This window comes from Halorubrum sp. AD140, assembly GCF_034497445.1.
Taxonomy (GTDB): domain Archaea; phylum Halobacteriota; class Halobacteria; order Halobacteriales; family Haloferacaceae; genus Halorubrum.
The window spans coordinates 34,614-56,043 of record NZ_JAXRUU010000013.1 but is presented as its reverse complement, the minus strand read 5'-3'; the positions used below and the strand labels follow the sequence as shown (position 1 = coordinate 56,043).

Genomic DNA, 21,430 nt, shown 5'->3' with positions numbered 1-21,430 from the left:
GGGTCGAGCGAGAACGACGCGCCGCGGTTCTGGAGCGCGATCCCCGTCTCGCCCGCGACGAGCCCGGAGCCGAACCCGGCGAACCGCGAGTTGATGTACGAGACGACGTTCCCCTCGTCGTCGGCGACGGTGAGGAGCACCGTGTCGGCGTCCTCGGCGTTCGCGTCGGGGACGCCGAAGGAGACGTCGTGGTTGGCCTCGGGACCGACCTCCGTCGAGCGCTTCTTCGCCCACTCGGTCGACCCCAGCGGCGGCGTCTCCTCGTACGTCGGGTCGGTGATGTACCGGTGTCCGTCGTGGAAGGCCACCTTCATCGCCTCCGCGAAGTAGTGGACGCGCTCGGCCGAGTCGTAGTCGTGCTCGCCCGCGCCGAGCTCGGCCGCGACGTTGAGCGCCTCCAGCGCGATGAGCCCCTGGTTGTTCGGCGGGAGCTCGTACACCTCCGCGCCGTTGTACGTCGTCGAGACGGGCTCCGGCCACTCGACCTCGAAGTCTGCGAGGTCGTCGACCGTCATGAACCCGCCCTGCGACTGGACCTCCTCGGCGATCGCTTCGCCGATCTCGCCCTCGTACACGACGTCGGCGCCGCGCTCGGCGATCTTGCGCATCGACTCGCCGAGCTTCGGCAGGCGAACCGTCTCGCCCGCCTGGGGGGCGTCTCCCTCGAACAGGAAGGCCTCGCGGGCGTGGTCGTCGGTGAACAGCTCCTCGGCCCCGGCCCAGTAAGACGCGATCACCTCGGAGACGGGGTATCCCTCGGTCGCGTACCGGATCGCGGGTGCGAGAGCGTCGGCGAGGGTGAGCCGTCCGAGCTCCTCGACCGTGGCCTCCCATCCACGAGCCGTTCCCGGGACCGTGACGGCGTGCGGGCCGTAAAACGGCATGCCGGCGTCGTCGGTGTCGTCGACCGCGTAGCCGCCGTCGTCGGGGTAGTACGCCGAGACGTCCTCGGCGTCTCGCAGGGCGGCGCGGACGTTCTCGATCGTCGCGGCGGCGGGCGCCCCGCCGCAGGAGCGCATCGCGCCGACGTCGCCGTCCGCCGTGCGGTACAGCGCGAACACGTCGCCGCCGAGTCCCGTGGAGGTCGGCTCGACGACGTTGAGCGCGGCGGCCGTCGCCACCGCGGCGTCGAACGCGTTTCCGCCCTCGCGGAGCGTCTCGATCCCGGCCTGACTGGCGAGCGGCTGACTCGTGGCGACGACGCCTCGCTGGCCGTACACCGTCGAACGCCGCGAAGTGAACCGGTCCAGGTCTGGTTCCATATCGACCCATTCCGGGCCGCGCTGTTAAGTGGTGCCCCGGACAGTTCCGGTCTGATCGTTCGGGCGATTCGACGGTGGACGGTCGACGGCCGACGGCGCCGCGTGAGTCGTCTCCGCGCCGAAGTCGTCCTCGGGTTGCGGGCCACGTCCTCGAGCGACCCGGCGAGCCGGCGGCGGCGCGGTGGGGTCGAGGCGAACTGGTTCCTTATTAAATTTGGCAACTATGTAAATATTGATCGACATCGAACGTGAAGGACCGGCTTACCAATATATGATCCAGATTTCCTGCTCAAATTACAACATACGTTTCTAATTTCACTATTCTCCGGGGATTTGTGCATCCATTAACGTGATCGTTAGCGCTCTTCCAACATGCATCACAATATTTTTACCTGCGTACATCACGGTGTGGGTATGGGAAGTCAACCCACTGAAGACACGGACCCGAGCGTCCGACGACGACGGCTGCTCGGCTTGCTCGGAAGCGCAGGTATCGCGGGCGTCGCTGGATGTGCCGGCGGCGACGGCGGCGACGGCGGCGACGGTGGCGACGGTGGAGACGGTGGAGACGGCGGCGACGGCGGCGACCGCGATTACAGCATCGAATTGGAGTCGGACCTCGCCAATCCGGACAACTCCGACCTGAGCGCCGACGACGTCTCGATGGGCGGCGAGTTCGTCGGGACGCTCAGCGCTGACGTCGCGCAGTACGACCCGATCCAGCAGACGGACACGACGTCGGTCAAGGCGACGCTACACATCTACGAGTCCCTCATTCGACCGGACTGGGTCGGCGAGTACCACAACGTGCTCGCGGAGGAGTACGAGCAGGTCGACGACACGACCTGGGAGTTCACCCTCCGCGAGGGCGTGGAGTTCCACAACGGCGACGAGCTGACCGCCGAGGACGTCCAGTTCTCCTTGGAGCGGTACGAGGGTGCTCCGAACGAGGCCGACGTGTACACGTGGTACGACGGCTCCGAGGTCGTCGACGAGTACACGATCGAGATCTCGACCGATGGCGCGTACGCGCCGTTCCTGACCGACATCTCCGGGATCTCCATCGTTCCCTCGGCCGCGGGGGAGGACGGCGACGTCGACCTCGAGGAGGAGCCGGTCGGCACCGGCCCCTACGTGTTCGACGAGCACGAGAACGACGACATGTGGCGCATGCAGCGCAACGAGGACTACTGGTTCGAGGGGAGCGACACGGTTCCCGACACCCCACCGATCGAGACGGTCACGCTCGAGATCATCGTCGAGTCGTCGTCGCAGGTGGCGGCGATCGAGGCCGGCGACGTCGACATGATCAACTCGCCGCAGCCGGGCAGCATCAGCGACCTCGAGGACAACGACGAGGTCGACGTCGCGGAGGTGCTCGGAGCGGGGACCGACCAGTTCTTCTACCCGCTCGGCGTCGAGCCGTTCGACAACAAGGAGTTCAGACAGGCGATCACCCAGCTGATCCCGCGGGAGTCGATCGTCGACGCCGTGTACGACGGCACGTCCATCCCGGCGTACGGCGCCATCTCGCCGATGCTCGGCGACTACTCGCCGGTCGAGCTCCACGAGGAGATCGCCGAGGAGTGGGCCGGCTACAACCCGGAGCGCGCGACCGAGACCATCGAGAGCATCTTCGAGGAGGAGGGAATCGAGGCCCCCTTCGAGACGACGATCATCACGAACGACAACCCGCAGCGCGTCCAGTGGTGTGAGCTCATTCAGGAGAGCATGCAGAGCACCGAGCTCTTCGACGTGAGCCTCGACCAGTTCGAGTGGAACACGTACCTCGACCGCGTGAACGCCGACGACTCTCACGAGAACAACGAGATCATCGCGCTCGGCTGGTCCGGCGGCTGGGACCCCGACAGCTACGTGTACGACATCTTCCACACCGACCAGGCGTCGCCCGCGTGCTGTAACACCAACTCCTACTCCAACGAAACCGCCGACGAACTCCTCGAACAGGGTCTCGAACAGCTCGAAGAGGAGGACCGCGTCGAAACCTACCAAGAGTTCCAGCGGTTCATCGCCGAAGAGGTCCCCACCGCCTACATACAGTTCTCCTACGTCTACGACGTGGTGCGCGCCGACCGCGTACAGAACTGGTACGCCTACCCCAACGACAGCTACGAGCTGTTGGGGCTGTACGCGCCGTACGTCGACCAGGTCGCCTGGGTCGAAGACGAGTAACTCCCGCGGCCGCCCTCTACCCGTTCCATTCACATGTCAGTTCGAAAATACGCACTCAAGCGTCTCATCGTGATGATCCCCGTCCTGTTCGGGGTCACGCTGTTGACGTTCAGCCTGACGAAGATGCTCCCGGGCGATCCCGTCACCTTCATCCTGCAGTTTACGGACGTCTCGGAGGAGGTACGTCAGCAGCTACGCGCACAGTACAACCTCGACGAGCCGGTCTGGAAGCAGTACCTCCTCTGGCTCGCCGACGCGATCACACTCGACTTCGGCGAGTCCGTCATCTCCGGACAGAACGTCTCCGACGAGCTCGTGTCCCGGATGCCCCAGACCGTGCTCCTCGGCGTGGCGTCCTTCGTCATCGCCGCGATCATCGGTATTCCCGCGGGCATCCTCGCCGCCGTCCGGAAGGGGGAAGCCGCCGACGAGGTGAGTCGAGTGGCGGCGCTGGCCGGCATCGCGACCCCGAACTTCTGGCTCGGTCTCATGCTCATCTTAGTGTTCAGCGTGGAGCTCGGTTGGTTCCGAACCATCCCGCCGGACGCACCGCTGCTGTCGATAGCGTCGCTCAAGTTCATGCTGTTGCCGGCGGTCACGCTCGGCACCGCGCAGGCCGCGCTGTTGATGCGGCTGATGCGGTCGTCGATGCTCGAAGAGCTCAACAAAGACTACGTCCAGATGGCGCGCGCCAAGGGGCTCCCCGAGCGGACGGTGATCCTCAAACACGTCCTCCGCAACTCGCTCATCGCCGTCGTGACCGTCGCGGCGCTACAGATCGCGTTCATCGTCGACGGCGCGGTCGTCGTCGAGCAGGTGTTCTCCTGGCCCGGTGCGGGGCGCATGCTCGTCGACGCGATCGTCCAGCGGGACTTCCCGCTCATCCAAGCGACGACGCTCATCGTCGGCGTGACGATCGTGTTGGCGAACTTCGCCGTCGACCTGGTGTACTCGCTGCTCGACCCGCGAATCAGATACTGATCTCCGATACTCATGTCACAACGAAACCGAACCACGACTCGCGGTCGAATCCGGATCTCCGGGTTCGACTCCAGCGTCATCGAACGAGACCGGGAGTTCGTCGACTGGGACGAGAGCGTCGACTCCGACGTCTCGGCCGACCGATGGACTCGCGCATGGCAGCGATTCCGCCGCAACAGAACGGCCCTGCTCGGGCTGGCGGTCATCCTGCTGATGGCGTTTCTCGCCGTCTTCGCTCGTCCGATCGACGTCTTCGGATTCACCGTCCAGCCGTTCTCGATCGCGCCGTACGACCCGAACGCGTCGAACTTCAACGCGCTCGAACAGCCCCCCTCGCTCCAGTACCCGTTCGGCACCGACTGGTCCGGGAAGGACATCTTCTCCCGGGTGATCGTCGGCGGCCGAATGAGCCTCACTATCGGGCTCATCGCGGTCTCGCTCGCGCTCGGCGTCGGGGTCCCGCTCGGCTCGATCGCGGGCTACTTCGGCGGCTGGATCGACGAGTTCATCATGCGGATCGTCGACGTGCTGTACGCCTTCCCGTTCCTCGTGCTGGCGATCGCGTTCATCGCGATCTTCGGCCAGGGGTTCTGGCGGATGATCGGCGCGCTCGTGCTGGTGAGCTGGATCGGCTACGCCCGGCTCATACGGGGCGAGATACTGAGCGTGAAAGAAAACGAGTACGTGAGCGCGGCCGAGGCGCTCGGCGCCCGCGACCGCAGCATCATCTTCAGACACATCGTCCCGAACGCCATCGCGCCGGTCATCGTCCAGGCGACGCTAGGTATCGGGACGTACGTCCTCTCGGCCGCCGCGCTCGGGTTCCTCGGGCTCGGACTCGAACCCGGGAGCGCGGAGTGGGGATCGATGCTCTCGAGCGGCCGCGAGTCGCTCGTGGAAGGGAACTACTGGATCACGTTCTTCCCGGGCATCGCGATATTCCTGTTCGTGATGTCGATCAACCTGGTGGGTGACGGCGTCAGGGACGCGCTCGACCCGCAGAGCGACACCGCAAGCGAGAGGCTCCGATAATGGCGCTGCTCGAAGTCGAGAACCTCGAAACGCGGTTCTACACGGAAGAGGGCGTGGTACAGGCCGTCAACGACGTCTCGTACGCGATCGACTCCGGAGAGACGTTCGGCGTCGTCGGCGAGAGCGGCGCCGGAAAGAGCGTGACGAGCCTCTCGCTCATGCGCCTCATCGAGAATCCCGGTCGGATCGAGTCGGGCGAGATCCGGTTCAAGGGGCAGGACCTGCTCTCGCTGTCGGACGAGGAGATGCGACAGCTCCGCGGCAACGAGATCGCGATGGTGTTCCAGGACCCGCTGACCGCGCTCAACCCGGTGTACACGATCGGCGAGCAGATCGCCGAGGCGGTCAGGCTCCACCGCGACGCCACCGACGAGGAGGCCCGCGAGCGGGCCATCGAGGTGCTGGATGCGGTGGGGATCCCCGATCCGGCGGAGCGGTACGACCAGTACCCACACGAGTTCTCGGGCGGAATGCAACAGCGGGTCATCATCGCGATCGCGCTCTCGTGTGAGCCGGACCTGCTGATCTGCGACGAGCCGACGACCGCGCTCGACGTGACGATCGAAGCGCAGATCCTCGAGCTGCTCGAAGATCTCAGCGAGGAGTTCGACATGGCGATCCAGTTCATCACCCACGACCTCGGCGTCATCGCCGAGATCTGCGACCGGATGATGGTGATGTACGCCGGCGAAGCCGTCGAGCAGGGCTCCGTCGAAGAGATCTACTACGAGCCGAAACACCCCTACACCGTCGGGCTGATGAGCTCGATACCGCGAGTGGGCGACCAGCGCGACCAGCTCGACACGATTCCGGGGACGATGCCGGACCTCGTCAAGCTTCCGTCGGGCTGTAGCTTCCACCCGCGCTGTCCGTACGCAGAGGAGACGTGCACCAGAATGGATCCCCAGCTCGTCGACGTCGACGACGGCCGTCCCGTCAACGGCCCCGATCGGACGCGCCACACCGCCGCCTGTCTCGCGCACTCGGGCGAGCTGGAGGGGGAGCTCACGTACTCGGTCGATGTCGTCGAGGAGTCAGATAGAGCCGCAGACACCGCGGAGGACACCCAATGAGCGCAGAAGAGCTGATCAGCGTCGAAAATCTGACGAAACACTACACGACCGACGAGGGATTCCTCGACCGACTCCTGGGGGACAAGCGCATCGTCCGCGCGGTCGACGGGGTCGACTTCGAGGTCCGCGAGGGCGAGACGCTCGGGCTCGTGGGCGAGAGCGGCTGCGGGAAGAGCTCGCTCGGACGGACGATGCTGGGCCTCGAATCGCCCACGGACGGGGCGGTTCGGTACGACGGCGTCGACCTCACCGAGCTGTCGGAAAGCGAGATGCGACCGTACCGGACGGACCTGCAGTTCATCTTCCAGAACCCGTTCGCGAGCCTCAACCCGCGTCTCACCGTCGAGGACATCATCGGCGAGGCGCTCGACATCCACGACATCGCGGAAGGCGAGGAACGCCACGAGCGCGTGATCGAACTGCTGGAGACGGTCGGGCTCAGCGAGAGCCACGCGACGCGGTACCCCCACGAGTTCTCCGGCGGCCAGCGTCAGCGGATCGGCATCGCCCGCGCGCTCGCGGTGGACCCGCAGTTCATCGTCTGCGACGAGCCGGTCAGCGCGCTCGACGTGAGCGTCCAGGCGCAGATCCTCAACCTCCTCGAGGACCTCCAAGAGGAGTTCGGACTCTCGTACCTGTTCATCGCGCACGACCTCTCCGTCGTCGAGCACATCGCGGACCGGATCGCGGTGATGTACCTCGGCGAGGTGGTCGAGATCGGTCCCACGGAGGAGATCTTCTCGCCGCCGTACCACCCGTACACGTACTCGCTGCTCTCGGCGATTCCGGAGCCGGACCCGCTGTGGGACGGCGATCGCGTCATCCTTGAGGGGAGCGTGCCGTCACCGATGGATCCGCCCTCGGGATGTAAGTTCCACACGAGGTGTCCGATCGTGCAAGACGACTGCAGCACGTGGGACGAACACCCGGACCTCGAGCCGGTCGACGGCGAGGAACACCAGATCGCGTGCCCGTATCACGAGCGGATCGACGCGATCTGACCCAGACCCTGACGACGTCGCCCGTCTGCGCTCCCCCGTCGACGACGTCCCGCCTCGTCGACCGTCACACGTTTATTCGTCACGACCGTTCTGAACCGCAATGCGACGGATCTACGAGTCGGACGCACTCTCTCGTGACGAGGACGATCCGTTCTCCCCGCGCGGCTCGGACGAGAAGGAGAGCCGGTCGCTGAACTGGTCGGCGCTGAGTCACGCGATCCTCCCCGCCGCGGTCCGTCGACGCGCGGTCTCGGTCGCCGTCGAGACGGACAAGCGACGGTACGAGTCCGACGAGACGGTTCTGATACGGGTGACGTTCCACAACCGACTCCCCTTCCCGGTGGCCGTCCCGACGAAAACCCCGGTTCCGTGGCACTGGTCCGTCGACGGACGCGTCGCCGCCATGGACGCGCCCCCCGACGAGCCGGACGAGTCGTCGCTGTTCCGCTTCGAGCGGAACGAACGGAAGATATTCACCCGCCGCTGGGACCAGCTGTATCGGGTCGACGAGCGTCACTGGGAGCCGGCGGGCGCCGGCGAACACGACCTCTCGGTCGCGATCAACACGCCGATGGCGGACGAGACGCACCTGCGGGCGGAGACGACGATCCGGACCCGGTGAGCGTCGCCTCGGACCTGCGGCCGCCGCCGGCGAGCCGAGCGCCGAGTTCGGTCAGATCCCCGTCGACGCGAGGCCGAAGGCGACGTACCCGATCAGACACGACCCGACGAGCGCCGAGAGCCACGCGACAGCGGTGACCGTGATCTTCCGCACGGAGATCCCCTCGGTACCGACCACGAGGCCGCTGCCGATGACGCTCGAGATGATGATGTTGTTGAGCGAGATCGGGAACCCGAGCAGAATGCCCGTCTGGGTGATGACGAAGGCGGGGACCAGCGCGGCGATGGACCGGCGGGTGCCGAGCTGAGAGTACTCGTTGGCGACGGCTTGGATGATCCGCGGAGCCCCTGTCAGGCCGCCGACCAGGAGGCCGGTCGCCCCGACCAGCGTGACCGTCCTGGCCGTCAACAGCGTCGATTCCCCCGCGAGCGTGCCGAGCGGGCCAATGGCGAGGCCGACCTGGCTCCCGCCGCTGGAGAAGGCGACGAGTCCGCCGAGCGCGATCAGGAATCGCCGGACCGCGACGTCGACCGACTGCCTGGCCTGCCGCCGGAGCACTAGGAACGTCGCGACGCCGCAGGCGAGGCTGGTCACGACCATGGCGAGGTCGTAGGCGCCGGCGACCGTCGGGGTCGATCCGATGAGCCGAGACGCGAAGCGTGCGATGGTCGGGCGAGCGCCCCCGGCGGCTGGGAGGACCGAGAGAGTGACGTTGGCGACGACGACGCCGACGAGCCCGCCGAGAAGCGGGATCCCGAGCGTATCTGGCACGTCCTCGCGACGGAGGATCGCGGCCGTCAGGTAGGCGATCGAGGCGCCGGTCGGCGGCACGAGCACCCAGAACGTCGCCAGCTCGCGGTACGTCTCGAGGGCGGGGTCGCCGCCGAGCGCGAGCCCGACGCCGACCACGGCGCCAGTCGTGGCGAACGCGGCAGGGATGGGGTAGCTGGTGGCGACGCCGACGGCGATGAAGCCGGCGGCCGTGAGCAGACCGACCGCGACGGCGAGCGGCGTCAGCGACGCGCCGAGTATCAGGTCGTTCCCGACGGTCTCCGAGACGCTCCCCCCCTGCAGAATCGCGCCCGCCGCCGCGAGAACGCCGACCAACAGCGCCGCCCGCATCACCGAGAGGGCGCGAGCGCCGACCGCCGGCGCCATCGGAGGCGAGGTGCTGCTGGCCCCGAGCGCCCACGACAGCGAGACGCTCGCGAGAAACGCGACGACCAGAAGCGCGGTCGACGACATCCAACCGAACTCACGTCTCTTCGTGCAATAACGTACCGACATCTGTTCGCGTACGCGTCGCGCGGCGCTCACACGCGGTCGGCCGACGGGGGCGGCACGCCGCGCCGACCCCTGTAAACCGGTATCGGCGAAATCAATGCTCCCGACGCTCCGGGGCCCATTCGTGAACCGTCGCGGGCGAGTCCCGAGGCGCTAGTCACCCGCTCTGAGTCCCCGCGAGTGTCGTCGTCGGCCGTCGGCCGCTGCCGGGTTCGAACGTCTCCCGGTTTTCCCGTCCGGAAAAACCCACGATAATTTAACATGAATGTCGTCACACTGTCGTGGTATGGGATACGTAGTCAGGATGCCCAAGCTCGGTCTGGAGATGGATCGCGGCACGCTCATCGAGTGGCGAATCGAGCGAGGCGATCCGGTCGTCGAGGGGGACACCATCGCGGACGTCGAATCCGAGAAGACGAGCGCCGAGGTGGACGCGCGGGAGGACGGCGTGTTACGGACGACGTACCTCGAACCCGGCGACAGCGTCGAGCCGGGCGACCCGATCGGGATCGTCGCCGCGAGCGACGAAGACATCTCGGAGCTCACGGCGGAGCTCGAGGCAGCGGAAGCTCCCGGGCCCGTCGCCGAGTCTAGTGAAGCTGCGACTTCGGCCGCTGTCGGCTCCGATCTGGCGGGCTCTGGCGGCTCCGGGACGACCGACGCCGCGGACTCGGGCGGCTCGGCGGGAGGGTCGGGCGACCGTTCCAGCGGGACCGCCGCGGCCGCGGACCTGAAGATATCGCCCAGAGCGAGGCGACGAGCGAGGGAGCTCGACGTCGACCCGAGCGCGGTCGACGGCTCCGGTCCGCAGGGATCGATCACCGAGGCGGACGTCGAGCGGGTCGCCGAGAGCGACGGGTCGGAGACGGCGGTTAGGGCCTCGCCAAGAGCGAGACAGCGTGCGTCCGAGCTCGACGTCGACCTGAGCGCGGTCGACGGGACGGGACCGGACGGCGCCATCACCGAGGCGGACGTCGAGGCCGCGGCCGAAGACGGCGGGGCGGGTGAGCCGTCGGTCCATCCACCGGTTCGCGAGGAGCGGGAGCTCACCGGGATGCGACGCACCATCGCGGAGAGACTGGGGGAGAGCTATCGCGAAGCGGTCCACGTGACGGAGCACCGAAAGGTTGACGCCGAGGAGCTGCTCGCGGCCGTCGACGCGGCCGATGCCGTACTCGACGTCGACGTCTCGATCGTCGACGTGTTGGTCGGCGCGCTCTCCGAGACGCTGGACGAGCACCCGGCGTTCAACGCGACGTTCGAAGACGACAGCCACCGTATCTACGACGAACAGCACGTCTGTCTCGCTGTCGACGTGGAGGAGGGACTCGTCGCGCCCGCGCTCAGGGACGTGGGAACCTCGTCGCTCGCGGAGATCGCCACGGAGCGTCAGGCGCTCACCGAGCGCGCGCTCTCTGGCGAGTACACGATGGACGACCTGCAGGGCGGAACGTTCACGGTGACCAATCTGGGCGTCCTCGGCGTCGAATCCTTCGACCCCATCATCAATCCGCCGCAGATCGCCATCCTTGGCGTGAACGCGCTGGCCGAGCGACCGGTCCGCGGCCCGGACGACGACGTGGCGTTCCGCCGGTATCTGCCGCTGGATCTCTCGTTCGATCACCGGATCGTCGACGGGGCGGACGCCGCGCGGTTCCTCGGGACGCTGGCGGACCACCTCACGAACCCGTGGCCGCTGCTGCCGGAGTCGGTCCGATCGGCACGTGAAGGGGGCGGCTCCGGCGAGTACTCCTCGACCGGTGGGAGTGACGATCCCGTCACGCTTCCCCAACGCGGAGCCGTCGCACGTACGAACGGCGGGGTCTCGGGAACGGTGTCCGCGGGGTCGTTCGAGTGGTCCTTCGACGAGCCCGAAGATCTCGGCGGCTCCGGCATGGCGCCGTCGCCTGTCGATATGCTCGTCGGCGCGCTGTCGGCCTGTCTCTCTGCGAGCATCGGGTTCCAGGCGCGAAAGCGCGACGTGTCCCTCGAAGGCGTGACGGTCGAGGTCGAGGGATCGCCCGCAGAGGGACCGCTGGGATCGATCGACGTGACCGTGGGTCTCGATTCCGACGCGGACGACGAGACGCTCGACGGCGTCGTGACGCGCGGCGAGCGCACCTGCTACGTCGAGCGGGCGCTGGGAGGGGACATCGACGTCTCTCTGAGATGGGAGCGCGACGAGTGACCGGGAGCGAGACCGCTCGCTCACTCGCCCACGTCGAAACAGCGCCGCCCTCGAACCGCGTCGAACACTGCATCGAACCGGAGGATTCGGGGTCCCTCGGAGACCGGTCGGACGGCGACGTGCGCGTCCTGGAGCGCCAGGTGACGCTCTCCGTCGACGCTGAGAACGGCATCCTCCACGTCGAATCGCAGCTCCTCCTCGTCGTCGAGTGGATTCCACGCCTCGACGCCGACGACGTCGACCCCGCCGGGAACGGTCATCGCGCGGACGCGTCGCGGCGTCGACTCTGCGGGGCCGAGACGGACCCCGACGCCGCCCGCTTCGTCCGGCTCGTGCGCAACGAGCGCGCCGGCGACACCGGAGAGACCGATCTCGGAGGGATGCGCCCGGGAGACGACGCCGCCGATGAACTCCGAAGCGTCGAGGACCGCTCGGGTACCGACGAACGACCGATCCACGACGCCGAGCGTCGCGAGCCCGCGGAGCCTCTCCGTTCCGGCGCTCGATTCGACGGTCGCCGCGACCGTCCCGTGCGAGACGGTGACTTCCTCGGCCCGAACTTCGCCCGCGGCGACCAGCGCGGCGGCCGCGCCGGCGGTCGTCCCGTCTATGGGCGTCGGAACGACGTTGTTCGTGCCGGTTGAGACGGCGGCGACGGGTACCGGTCCGATCGTCGCCGCCACGTCTCTGTTCGTCCCGTCGCCGCCGAGCACGACGACCACGTCGACGGCGTCGCGAAACCGTTCGGCGGCGCGGCGCGTGTCGGTCCGCTCGCCGCTCACCGGAACGTCCAGAACCCCAGCGTCGATGCCCTCCGGGGCGGTTTCTACCGCGTCCTGTCCGATTCCCGCCTTGTCCGGCATGACCAGCGCACCCGGCGGGTCGTCGACGATCGTGAGCCCTTCCAACACGCTCTCGGCGGAGCGCCGCTTCGCGTAGTTGTCACTCACGCTCGCGCCGCCGGTGAGGCGGCGGATGTCGCGACCGGCCGCCGGGTTCACGATGAGACCAACGAGAGCCACGCGTCGGTCTCAGTAGATCCGACGGATCGCGGCTTGGATATCCTCCTCGCCCGGTAACACCTCCTCCTCCAGCGTCGGACTGAAGGGGACGTGCGTGTCCGGGACCCCGACGCGCTCGATCGGCGCGTCGAGGCTGAAGAACGCCTCTTCGACCGCTCTGGCGGCGATCTCGGCGTGGACGCCGTAGGATATCGGGCTCTCGTCGGCGACGACGAGCCGACCGGTCTTCTCCAGGCTCTCGACGATCGTCTCCGTGTCGAGGGGGTACAGCGAGCGGGCGTCGATCACCTCGACGCTCACCTCGCCGTCCAGGGCCTCCGCGGTCGACAACGACTCGCCGACGAGCCGTTGAGTCGCCACGACGGTGACGTCTTCTCCCTCGCGTTCGACGTGTGCCGACCCGATGGGGACGGTGAAGTCCTCTCCGACCGGGACTTCGCCTTCCTGCTCGTAGATCATCTTGTCCTCGAAAAAGAACACCGGGTCGTCCGAGCGAATGGCCGACTTGAGCAGTCCCTTCGCCGCGGCGGGCGTCCCGGGCGCGACCGCTTTGAGCCCCGGGAAGTGTGCGAACCACGTGTGAATGGTTCCCGAGTGCTGGCTGGCAGCGCCCATGCCTCCGCCCTCGGTCGTTCGAACGGTGACGGGCATCTCGGTCTTCCCGCCGAACATGTAGCGCATCTTCGCCATCTGGTTGATGATCTGTTCGCTCGCCACGCCGAGGAAGTCGGAGAACATCACCTCGACGACGGGCCGGCTCCCCGTCGCCGCGGCCCCGACGCCGGCACCGACGAAACCGGCCTCGCTGATCGGCGTGTCGCGGATCCGCTCTTCGCCGAAGTCGTCCATGAGGCCGGCGGTCACCTCGAAGACGCCGCCGAATTCCCCGACGTCTTCGCCCATCACGAACACGTCCTCGTCGTCTTCCATCTCTTCCCGGAGCGCGGAACGGATGGCCTCTCGAACGGTCATCGTCTCGGTCCCTCCCGCGTCCATTTCCGCATCGGCTCCCGTTTTCGTGCTCATTGTGGATCACCTCGCTTCGATCCGCCGTCCGCGCGCGGACTCCTCGCGTATTGTTCGATCTCCGGCGGCGTGACGGCGAACATGTCCTCGTAGGCCTCCTCCGGGCTCGGGTCCGGGGCCTCTCGAGCGAACTCGACCGCGTCTGCCACGGTCGCTTCGACCTCCTCGCGAAGCGTCTCGAACTCCTCGTCGGTGAGCTCGCCGCGCTCTATCAGCCGGTCTTTGAACGTCTCGATGGGGTCTCGCGCCCGCCACACGTCGATGTCCGCCTCCTCGCGGTAGGGTTGCTGATCGCCCTCGAAGTGTCCCCGGTATCGGTACGTCTCCGCCTCGATGAACGTCGGCCCGTCGCCCGCCAGCGCCCGCTCGCGAGCCTCTCCGACGGCCTCCGCGACGGCCGTCACGTCCATCCCGTCGATGGTGAACCCCGGGATGCCGTACGCCTCGGCGGTTTCGCTGAGGTTCTCGATGTTGTGCTGTTTCTGGACGGGCGTTCCCTCCCCGAACTGGTTGTTCTCGTTCACGAACACGGCGGGGAGGTCCCACGTCGCCGCGAGGTTGATCGCCTCGTGAACCTGTCCCTGCGCGACCGCACCGTCGCCGAAGAAGGCCAACGCGACGCGGTCCTCGTCCTTCTGATCTGCGGTCAACGCCGCACCCGCCGCGATCGGCGGGCCCGCACCGACGATTCCGTTCGCGCCGAGCATGCCGGCGTCGACGTCGGCGATGTGCATCGATCCGCCCTTGCCGTTACAGTACCCGTCGGTACTGCCGAGCAGTTCGGCCATCATGTACTTCGGGTTCAGTCCCTTCGCGATACAGTGCCCGTGTCCCCGATGGGTACTCGTGATGTAGTCCTCGTCGTCCAGCGCGGCGCACGCGCCGACGGCGACCGCCTCTTCGCCGATGTAGAGGTGTACGAACCCCGGGATCTCCCCGTCAGCGAAGAGATCTCCGGCCGTGCCGTCGAACTCGCGGATCGTGAGCATCCGTTCGAGGATCTCGATGCGGCCCTCCTCTGTCTCCAAGTCTATCGTCGCCATACACTCGGAAGATCGCATATATCATATATAATGCTGTTGTACTATTCCCGACATTTGCGTGCGCGTGCCGAGGTGGGAGCGCGATCGCGGAGAGAGACGGAGGCCGCGACCGGAGGACGGGGTCGCTGGCCGAACTGCGGAGATCGCGTGCCTCGCGTCGTCTCGGTGTGAGCCGTCAGAACGGGCCGAGCGTCCACGCCATCACCGGTACGGACACGGCGTGACCCGTGTTCCTTCCGTCGAGCGGCGATCGGTCGGGCCACTACCGATCGAACTCCACCCCGACATCGGCCTTGAGGGTGAACACCGTCGATTCGAGGGAGTGTTTCGAGACGGTAAGCATGCGAAGCATGTACGAACTGAGAAGCACGTACGGGGACAGTGCGATGACGAACGCGAGGCTGACATAGAGGAGTCGCGCTCCGACTCCCGGGAGCGTCGTTCGCGGGAAGAGACCGGTGTCCATCGCGAGCAGCACGTACGACGTGAAGACGATGACCGGGAGCGAGAGAACGAGGAGGGCACTCGACAGGTTCCGGAGCTCCCGCTTGAAATACAGCGTCGTGAAGTACTCTCGACCGGACGCGAGGATCGTGAGTATCCGGAGTAACGTCGTGAGCGAGTCGTGATCCGATTCCGTGAGTGCGTCCCCGTGAGCGGCTTTCAGACGCCGGGTCACGTTGATGTGGCGGGCGTAGGGGTAATCGAGCGTGCTCAAAAGGAGGATCGACACTCGGGGGTCGGTTTGCCGGATGCGACTCTCGATCTGGGACAATCGCGTGTCGATCTCGTCGACGAAGGTGACCAGGTCCGCCCGCGCTCGCTCGTCGGTCGTCGACACGTCGAGGGTCCGGAGCGACTCCGTTTCGACACGGATCGCCTCGATTACGTACTGGAGAAACGGCTGTAGCCCGGCCGGACTGATGCCGTTCTCCACGAGCTCCTCCAGTTCGATCTGGAAATCGATGGAATCCTCGATGCTGGCCAGCTTGACCTGGAGGGGAGCGAACTCCTGGGCGAGAGCTGCGGTATTGATCGAGAGGACGACCGAGACGAAGAGGATGACCCCGCCGAGAAGCGTATTGAACAGCGTCTGGACCGCTCGCGTCTCGGTGACAAGCCGCTCCATCTCGAACTCCCAGACGGTGCCCACGACCAGTAGCGCCGACAGGATGACGATCTCCGTGGCAAACGCGAGCACTCGTCTATCCCCGGTCAGGAGCACCCATCGGACCAGCCGGGTGACCGGGCCACCGGAGGAGTCGGAATCAGCTCCCGTGTCGGCGGTGTCTGTGCTCTGGCCGGAAATACTGAAATCACCTCGGTTGATTCGGCCGTCCCGGCGTGTGCTAATCACTAGTCGGCTGCTAGAGACGGTAAGACGCGGCTACCGCGAGGACGACGGGCACAATTCGTCGACGTTCGCTCATCTTGGTCTCGCGTGTGGGAACAGACCGCCTGTCTCGACACCGTCGACGCGTACTGGTCGGGTGCCCGTATCGGAAATACGCGTCAGGCCGCGATCGAACGGAGCGCGGACCGGCCGTCGGATTCCCGCTACGCCTCCCGGATTTGCGCCGAGTCGCGAGGAACTAAACGTCCTTTCAGGTGCTAGCAGTACGTTCACACGCGGAGCGGTCGCCTGGTTATACCTCGTCTGGATACACTCCCGAGTTCACCATGGTAGAGATAGGATACACGCTATCGAGTGAGGAGCATGGACCGACCGACCTGGTCGAGTACGCACAGCGAGCGGAAGAAGCCGGTTTCGACTTTCTCTCCGTCTCGGATCACTACCACCCGTGGGTCAGCGCCCAAGGCCACTCCCCGTTCGTGTGGTCGACGCTGGGCGGGGTCGCGACCGCGACCGAGAGCATCGATGTCGGTGTGGGAGTGTCGGCGCCGATCCTCCGCTTCCACCCGGCGATATACGCACAGGCCGCCGCCACCGCCGCCGCCATGTTCGACGACCGCGAGTTTTACGCGGGTGTCGGGACCGGCGAAAACCTGAACGAGCACGTACTAGGCGACAGGTGGCCCGCGCACGCCGTTCGCTTGGAGATGCTCGAGGAGGCCATCGACGTGGTCCGAAAGCTCTGGACCGGGCGGGAGGTCAGCCACTACGGGGAACACTACACCGTCGAAAACGCGAAGCTGTTCACCCTCCCCGAGGAGATCCCGCCGATCTGCGTCTCCGCGTACGGCGAACGGACCGCTCGCGCCGCGGCTGCATTCGGTGACGGGTTTTGGTCCGTCGGCCCGCAGGAAGTCGTCGACGTCTGGGAGGACGAAGGCGGGGAGGGGCCCCGCTTCTGTCAGCTTCAGGCGTGCGTGGCCGACGACGAGGACGAAGCCGTCGCGACCGCTCACGAAACGTGGCCCAACAGCGCGCTACCGGGAGAGCTGAGCACCGAGTTGGCGACGCCGTCACTCTTCGAACAGGCGGTCGAGATGGTCTCGGAGGACGACATCGCCGGAGGGAGCATCCTCACGAACCCCGACCCGCAGGCCCACATCGACAGCATTCAGGCGGCGATCGACGCCGGCTACGACCACGTCTACACCATGCAGATCGGCGACGACCAGGCGGCCATGCTCGACCTGTATCGGGAGGACGTCCTCCCGTCGTTCTCGTGACCGAACTCGAATCGGAACGGAACGCGTGGCGACCGGTGATGTCGTTGCCGTCTCGTTTCTCCCGACTCGCGGGTCGTCTCCCGCCTTCGGGACCGGTGGACGGCCCGTAAACGCCCCGCCATCGTGAGCGTCTGACCGGCGCGATAGCGGGGTGTCCTTGCATTTGCAGCCACAGATCTCAATCGGTCGCACCCGACCGACAGGGTGCTGCGTGCCCGACGCTCGATTCGTGGATCGCCTTCCGACGGTCGATCGCCCGACAACGGTGGCCGTCAGTCCGCCGCGGCCTCGATGACCTTGTCGTAGTCGTAGTCGTCGACGAACCCGGAGAGCTTCTCGAGCGCCTCCTGTTCTTCCTCCAGGTTCTCGTGGAGCAGGTCACCGGCGTCGTCCATCCCGAGGCGGTCTGCGAGCAGCGCCAAGTTCCCGTAGGCGGCTATCTCGTAGTGTTCGGTCTTCTGCCCTGCGATCAAGTTGTGGAGGGTAAGAACCTCTTGTTCGGGGTCCTCCTCCTCGACGAAGGTCTTGTGCTCGTTGATCAGGCCCTCGATACCTTCGCATTCCTCGGTCTCGGGCTCCATGTCGAGCATCTGGAACACCTCGTCGAGGCGGTCGATATGGCCCTGAGTCTCCTCGTGGTGCGCGGCGAAGGCTTCGGCGATCTCGTCCTCGTCGGTCTGGTTCTCGAGGTCCTGGAGCGCGTCGAGCAGCTCCTCTTCGGCGTAGTAGATGTCCTCGAGGCCGTGAACGAACAGTTCTTTGAGGTTGGTTACTGTCATGCGTATCCACTTAGTGAAGGGGCGGCGAGCAAATAGGAGGCGGGCCTGCAAGCGCAGGGAAACGAGATGTCGCACTGACGAGCACAGTTTGTCTCGGTTGCTCAGGGTTTCCCGGCAGATGCGACGGAACCACGTGGGCCTCGATTACGACTGTCTCCTCGCGGCGGGTAGGGGGCGTCGTTCGCTGCCGTTCGTTCACATCTCCTCGCAAGCGTGTGGATAGAAAGTTGGCCTCGGCACTCATAGGGCTCGTCATCGCTGGTGCCGAGGCAGCTCGGAGCGGTGCGTCGTCATCGGCCGTCCGTTCGTAGTGCTCTCGGCGACTAAAAGCGGTCGGGTCGGCGGGTCAGTCTCCGCCGTGACACGACCCGGCGTAGGCGTTCCAACGGTCCGTTCCGTTGGGGATCCGGTCGATACTGGTCGCGTCGAACGTCGCCGCGCTTCGCGCGACCGCCTCCGCCGCTGTGGGCAGGTCGCCGTCGGGACCCCCGCGGGGGCCGGCGTCCGGGTCCGTGTCGCGGTCCGGGTCCGCGTCGCCGTCCGGATCGGCACTCTCGTCGTCCGCCCTCGAACTCGAGGGGGTCGGGTCGACCGTCGCCGTCGTCTCCCTCTCGGTGCTCGTCGCGCGCGTACTCGGACCCTCGGGACCGACCGCGGCCTCCGATTCCGAGCCTGCGTCACTCGTGTACTACGGGTGGCACGTCTCCCCCGAGACGCGCATACATAATAATTGTTCATGTTGAATCGAAGTGTTGCGATCGGTCGTCGAGCGGAGCGACGGCGGCCTCGGCGCGACCGCCTACTCGTAGTCCTCGGGCTCGATTCCGGAGAGCCGCATCGCGTTCGCGGTCACGCCGAGGCTCATGCCCATGTCGCCGACGACGACGGCGAGCGCGACGCTCACGAGCCCCAGCGGCACCCCGAGCGCGAGCAGGAACTTCACGCCGAGGCTCGCCCAGACGTTCTGCCGGATGACGCCGTTGGCCGTGTGCGAGAGCGCGTACAGGTACGGGAGCTTCCCCACGTCGTCGCCCATCAGCGCGATGTCGGCGGTCTCCAAGGCGGTGTCCGTCCCCGCGGCGCCCATCGCGACGCCGACCTCGGCGGCCGCCAGCGCGGGCGCGTCGTTGATCCCGTCGCCGACCATCGCCACCTCTCCGTAGGCGGCCTGCAGGGACCGGACCGCTTCGACCTTCTCTTCGGGGAGCAGGTCGGCGCGGTACTCGTCGACGCCGACGCGCTCGGCGATCGCCCGCGCGGTTCCCTCGTTGTCGCCCGTCAGCATCACGACGCGCTCGACGCCGAGCTCCCGGAGGCGCTCGACGGCCCGCCGCGAGTCGGGCCGCACCTCGTCGGCGACCGCGACGGCCCCCGTCAGCTCCGTCGCCGTCCCGACCAGCACGACCGTCTTCCCCTCGCGCTCCAGCGCGGCGAGCGCCCCGTCGGTGAACGCGCCGCCGTCGGACTCCCCCGCTCCGGTGTCGCCCTCGGTCACGACCCCGCCGTCGGACTCGACGCGGGCCCGCGAGAGGTCGAACCCGAGCTGCTCGAACAGCGCCGGCTTCCCGGCGTAGTACGTCTCACCGTCGATCTCCGCCCGGATTCCCCTCCCGGTCAGGCTCTCGAAGTCGGTCGGCTCCGCGAGATCCCCGACGCCGTCGCGCTCGGCGCGGTCGAGGATCGCCGCGGCGATCGGGTGTTCGCTTCGCCGCTCCAGCGTCGCTGCCCGGCGGAGCAGCGTCGCCTCGTCGGCGTCGCCGAGCGGGAGGAGGTCGGTGACGGCGAGTTCGCCTCTCGTGAGCGTCCCGGTCTTGTCGAGCGCGACGGCGTCGACCTCGCCCATCGCCTCCAGGTGGTTGCCGCCCTTGATCAGGACGCCGTTCTTCGCCGCGCTCGTGATCCCGGAGACGACCGAGACGGGCGTCGAGATGACGAACGCGCAGGGGCACGCGATCACGAGCAGCGTGAGCCCGCGGACGAACCACGTCCCCCAGTCCGCGGCGAAGACGAACGGGTAGCCGGCGAGGTCGACCGTCACCGGCTCCGCGATGACGAGCGGCGGCACCGCGGCGGTCAGTATCGCTAACACGACCACCACCGGAGTGTAGTACCCCGCGAAGCGGTCGACGAACCGCTCCGTCTCCGTCTTCTCCGCCTGCGCGCCCTGCACCAGCTCGATGATCCGCGCGAGCGTGGAGTCGCCCGCGGTCGAGGTCACCTCGATCTCGAGGTACCCCTCCTCGTTTATCGCGCCCGCGAACGCCTCGTCGCCGACGGTCTTGTCGACGGGAACGCTCTCGCCGGTGATCGGCGACTCGTCCACGGCGCTCTCGCCCCCGATCACCGTCCCGTCGAGCGGAACCTTCTCGCCCGGGCGGACGACCACGGTCTCGCCGACGGCGACGTCGTCCGTCGGGACCGTCGCCTCTTCGCCGTCGCGCTTGACGGTGGCCTCCTCGGGGGACAGCTCCATCAGCTCGCGCAGGGAGTCCCGCGCCCGGTCCATCGCGTAGTCCTCCAGCAGCTCGGCGACGCTGAAGAGGACGGCGAGCGTGGCGGCCTCGACGAAGTATCCGATCGCCGTCGCGGCGACGATCGCCGTCCCCATCAGCAGGTCGATGTCGAGGCTCCGGTTCCTCGCCGAGTAGTAGCCGCCGCGGACGACGGGGATCCCGCTGGCCGCGACGGCGCCGAGGAAGAGGACGTCGGCGAGCGTGAGCGGGACGCCGAGCACGCTCGCCACCGCGGGATTTCGCGCCGTCAGGACGAACTCGAACAGGAGCCCGGCGACGACGAGCGCCGCGCCCAGCCACGTCTTCTTCGCCCGCGCCGTCGTCCAGACCTCGGCGGGGGGCGCGACGGCGACCCCACCGGCTCCGGAGGCGGCGTCCCCGTCGCCCTCGGCGGCATCATCTCCGCGCGACCGCCCGCTCGTGACCTCGTAGCCGGCGCTCGCTATCGCCGCCGCCACGTCCGCCTCGTCGGTGAGCTCGGGGTCGTAGGTGACGGTCGCCGTCCCCGCGGTCGGGTTGAGCGCGACCTCGGTCACGCCGTCGACGCGCCCGAGGGCGCCGTCGACCTTCCCGGCACAGGACGGGCAGTCCATTTCGGGGACCGCGAGGCTGGCCGTCAGCGTCCGCCCCGCGCCGTCCGTGTCGTCGCCGACCGGGTCGCCGCCGTCGCACCCCTCGCCCCCCTCCGACTCGTCTGTCATTACGTGGAGGGACGTGCCTCGTCTCGATAAGCCTTGGTTGGAAGATTCCAACTTCGTCCCGTTCTCCGGCCAC

Annotated in this window: 16 protein-coding genes; 8 read left to right on the top strand and 8 right to left on the bottom strand. The window is 67.2% G+C overall.

Annotated features, from left to right (window positions below; genetic code table 11):
- On the bottom strand, positions 1–1,262 hold a 1,262-nt coding region (locus tag U4E84_RS05300; RefSeq protein ID WP_322531057.1), incomplete at its 3' end, for a gamma-glutamyltransferase.
- Positions 1,263–1,676: 414 nt separating this feature from the next.
- Between U4E84_RS05300 and U4E84_RS05295 the strand changes: the two genes are divergently transcribed.
- From U4E84_RS05295 to U4E84_RS05270, 6 genes are all read left to right on the top strand, one after another.
- Entirely contained in the window at positions 1,677–3,455 is a 1,779-nt protein-coding gene (locus U4E84_RS05295) for an ABC transporter substrate-binding protein (protein WP_322531056.1), read from the top strand.
- Positions 3,456–3,488: 33 nt separating this feature from the next.
- Positions 3,489–4,436: an ABC transporter permease gene (locus U4E84_RS05290; RefSeq protein WP_322531055.1), complete on the top strand. Its 948-nt coding sequence runs from the start codon at positions 3,489–3,491 to the stop codon at positions 4,434–4,436.
- A gap of 12 nt (positions 4,437–4,448) precedes the next feature.
- A complete protein-coding gene (locus U4E84_RS05285; protein ID WP_322531054.1) occupies positions 4,449–5,468 on the top strand; it encodes an ABC transporter permease in 1,020 nt (339 codons plus the stop codon).
- Positions 5,468–6,541 carry an ABC transporter ATP-binding protein gene (locus U4E84_RS05280; RefSeq protein WP_322531053.1) on the top strand — a complete coding sequence of 358 codons (1,074 nt, stop codon included), beginning with the start codon at positions 5,468–5,470 and terminating at the stop codon, positions 6,539–6,541. The genes U4E84_RS05285 and U4E84_RS05280 overlap by 1 nt, the downstream gene beginning before the upstream one ends.
- Positions 6,538–7,542: an oligopeptide/dipeptide ABC transporter ATP-binding protein gene (locus U4E84_RS05275; RefSeq protein ID WP_345785500.1), complete on the top strand. Its 1,005-nt coding sequence runs from the start codon at positions 6,538–6,540 to the stop codon at positions 7,540–7,542. Before U4E84_RS05280 ends, U4E84_RS05275 begins: the two co-directional genes overlap by 4 nt.
- 100 nt (positions 7,543–7,642) lie before the next feature.
- Positions 7,643–8,164, top strand: a complete 522-nt coding sequence (locus tag U4E84_RS05270) for a hypothetical protein (protein WP_322531052.1) — start codon at positions 7,643–7,645, stop codon at positions 8,162–8,164.
- A gap of 51 nt (positions 8,165–8,215) precedes the next feature.
- Here U4E84_RS05270 and U4E84_RS05265 read toward each other — a convergent pair whose 3' ends face one another.
- Positions 8,216–9,409 (bottom strand): inorganic phosphate transporter, encoded by a 1,194-nt coding sequence (locus tag U4E84_RS05265; protein ID WP_322531051.1) that lies wholly within the window; start codon positions 9,407–9,409, stop codon positions 8,216–8,218.
- Positions 9,410–9,734: 325 nt separating this feature from the next.
- On the opposite strand from U4E84_RS05265, the gene U4E84_RS05260 reads away from it, so the two are divergent.
- Complete coding sequence (locus U4E84_RS05260; RefSeq protein WP_322531050.1) at positions 9,735–11,636, top strand: 2-oxo acid dehydrogenase subunit E2; 1,902 nt, start codon at positions 9,735–9,737, stop codon at positions 11,634–11,636.
- A 20-nt stretch (positions 11,637–11,656) separates the two neighbouring features.
- Here the strand turns inward: U4E84_RS05260 and U4E84_RS05255 are convergent, their stop codons facing one another.
- From U4E84_RS05255 to U4E84_RS05240, 4 genes are all read right to left on the bottom strand, one after another.
- Positions 11,657–12,658, bottom strand: coding sequence for an NAD(+)/NADH kinase (locus U4E84_RS05255; RefSeq protein ID WP_322531049.1), 1,002 nt, complete (start codon positions 12,656–12,658; stop codon positions 11,657–11,659).
- Between the two features lie 9 nt (positions 12,659–12,667).
- Positions 12,668–13,684, bottom strand: coding sequence for an alpha-ketoacid dehydrogenase subunit beta (locus U4E84_RS05250; RefSeq protein WP_322531048.1), 1,017 nt, complete (start codon positions 13,682–13,684; stop codon positions 12,668–12,670).
- Entirely contained in the window at positions 13,681–14,727 is a 1,047-nt protein-coding gene (locus U4E84_RS05245; protein ID WP_322531047.1) for a thiamine pyrophosphate-dependent dehydrogenase E1 component subunit alpha, read from the bottom strand. Before U4E84_RS05245 ends, U4E84_RS05250 begins: the two co-directional genes overlap by 4 nt.
- Before the next feature lie 262 nt (positions 14,728–14,989).
- Positions 14,990–15,928: a hypothetical protein gene (locus U4E84_RS05240; RefSeq protein WP_322531046.1), complete on the bottom strand. Its 939-nt coding sequence runs from the start codon at positions 15,926–15,928 to the stop codon at positions 14,990–14,992.
- Positions 15,929–16,407: 479 nt separating this feature from the next.
- Here U4E84_RS05240 and U4E84_RS05235 point away from each other — a divergent pair, with 479 nt between their 5' ends.
- Complete coding sequence (locus tag U4E84_RS05235) at positions 16,408–17,364, top strand: TIGR03557 family F420-dependent LLM class oxidoreductase (protein WP_322531045.1); 957 nt, start codon at positions 16,408–16,410, stop codon at positions 17,362–17,364.
- 272 nt (positions 17,365–17,636) lie between these two features.
- Here U4E84_RS05235 and U4E84_RS05230 read toward each other — a convergent pair whose 3' ends face one another.
- Together U4E84_RS05230 and U4E84_RS05225 are read right to left on the bottom strand one after the other, a co-directional pair.
- The gene (locus tag U4E84_RS05230; RefSeq protein ID WP_322531044.1) at positions 17,637–18,143 is read right to left on the bottom strand and encodes a DUF892 family protein; all 507 of its coding nucleotides are present in this window, start codon (positions 18,141–18,143) and stop codon (positions 17,637–17,639) included.
- Positions 18,144–18,942: 799 nt separating this feature from the next.
- Positions 18,943–21,357 (bottom strand): cation-translocating P-type ATPase, encoded by a 2,415-nt coding sequence (locus U4E84_RS05225; RefSeq protein ID WP_322531043.1) that lies wholly within the window; start codon positions 21,355–21,357, stop codon positions 18,943–18,945.
- Between the last annotated feature and the right edge of the window lie 73 nt (positions 21,358–21,430).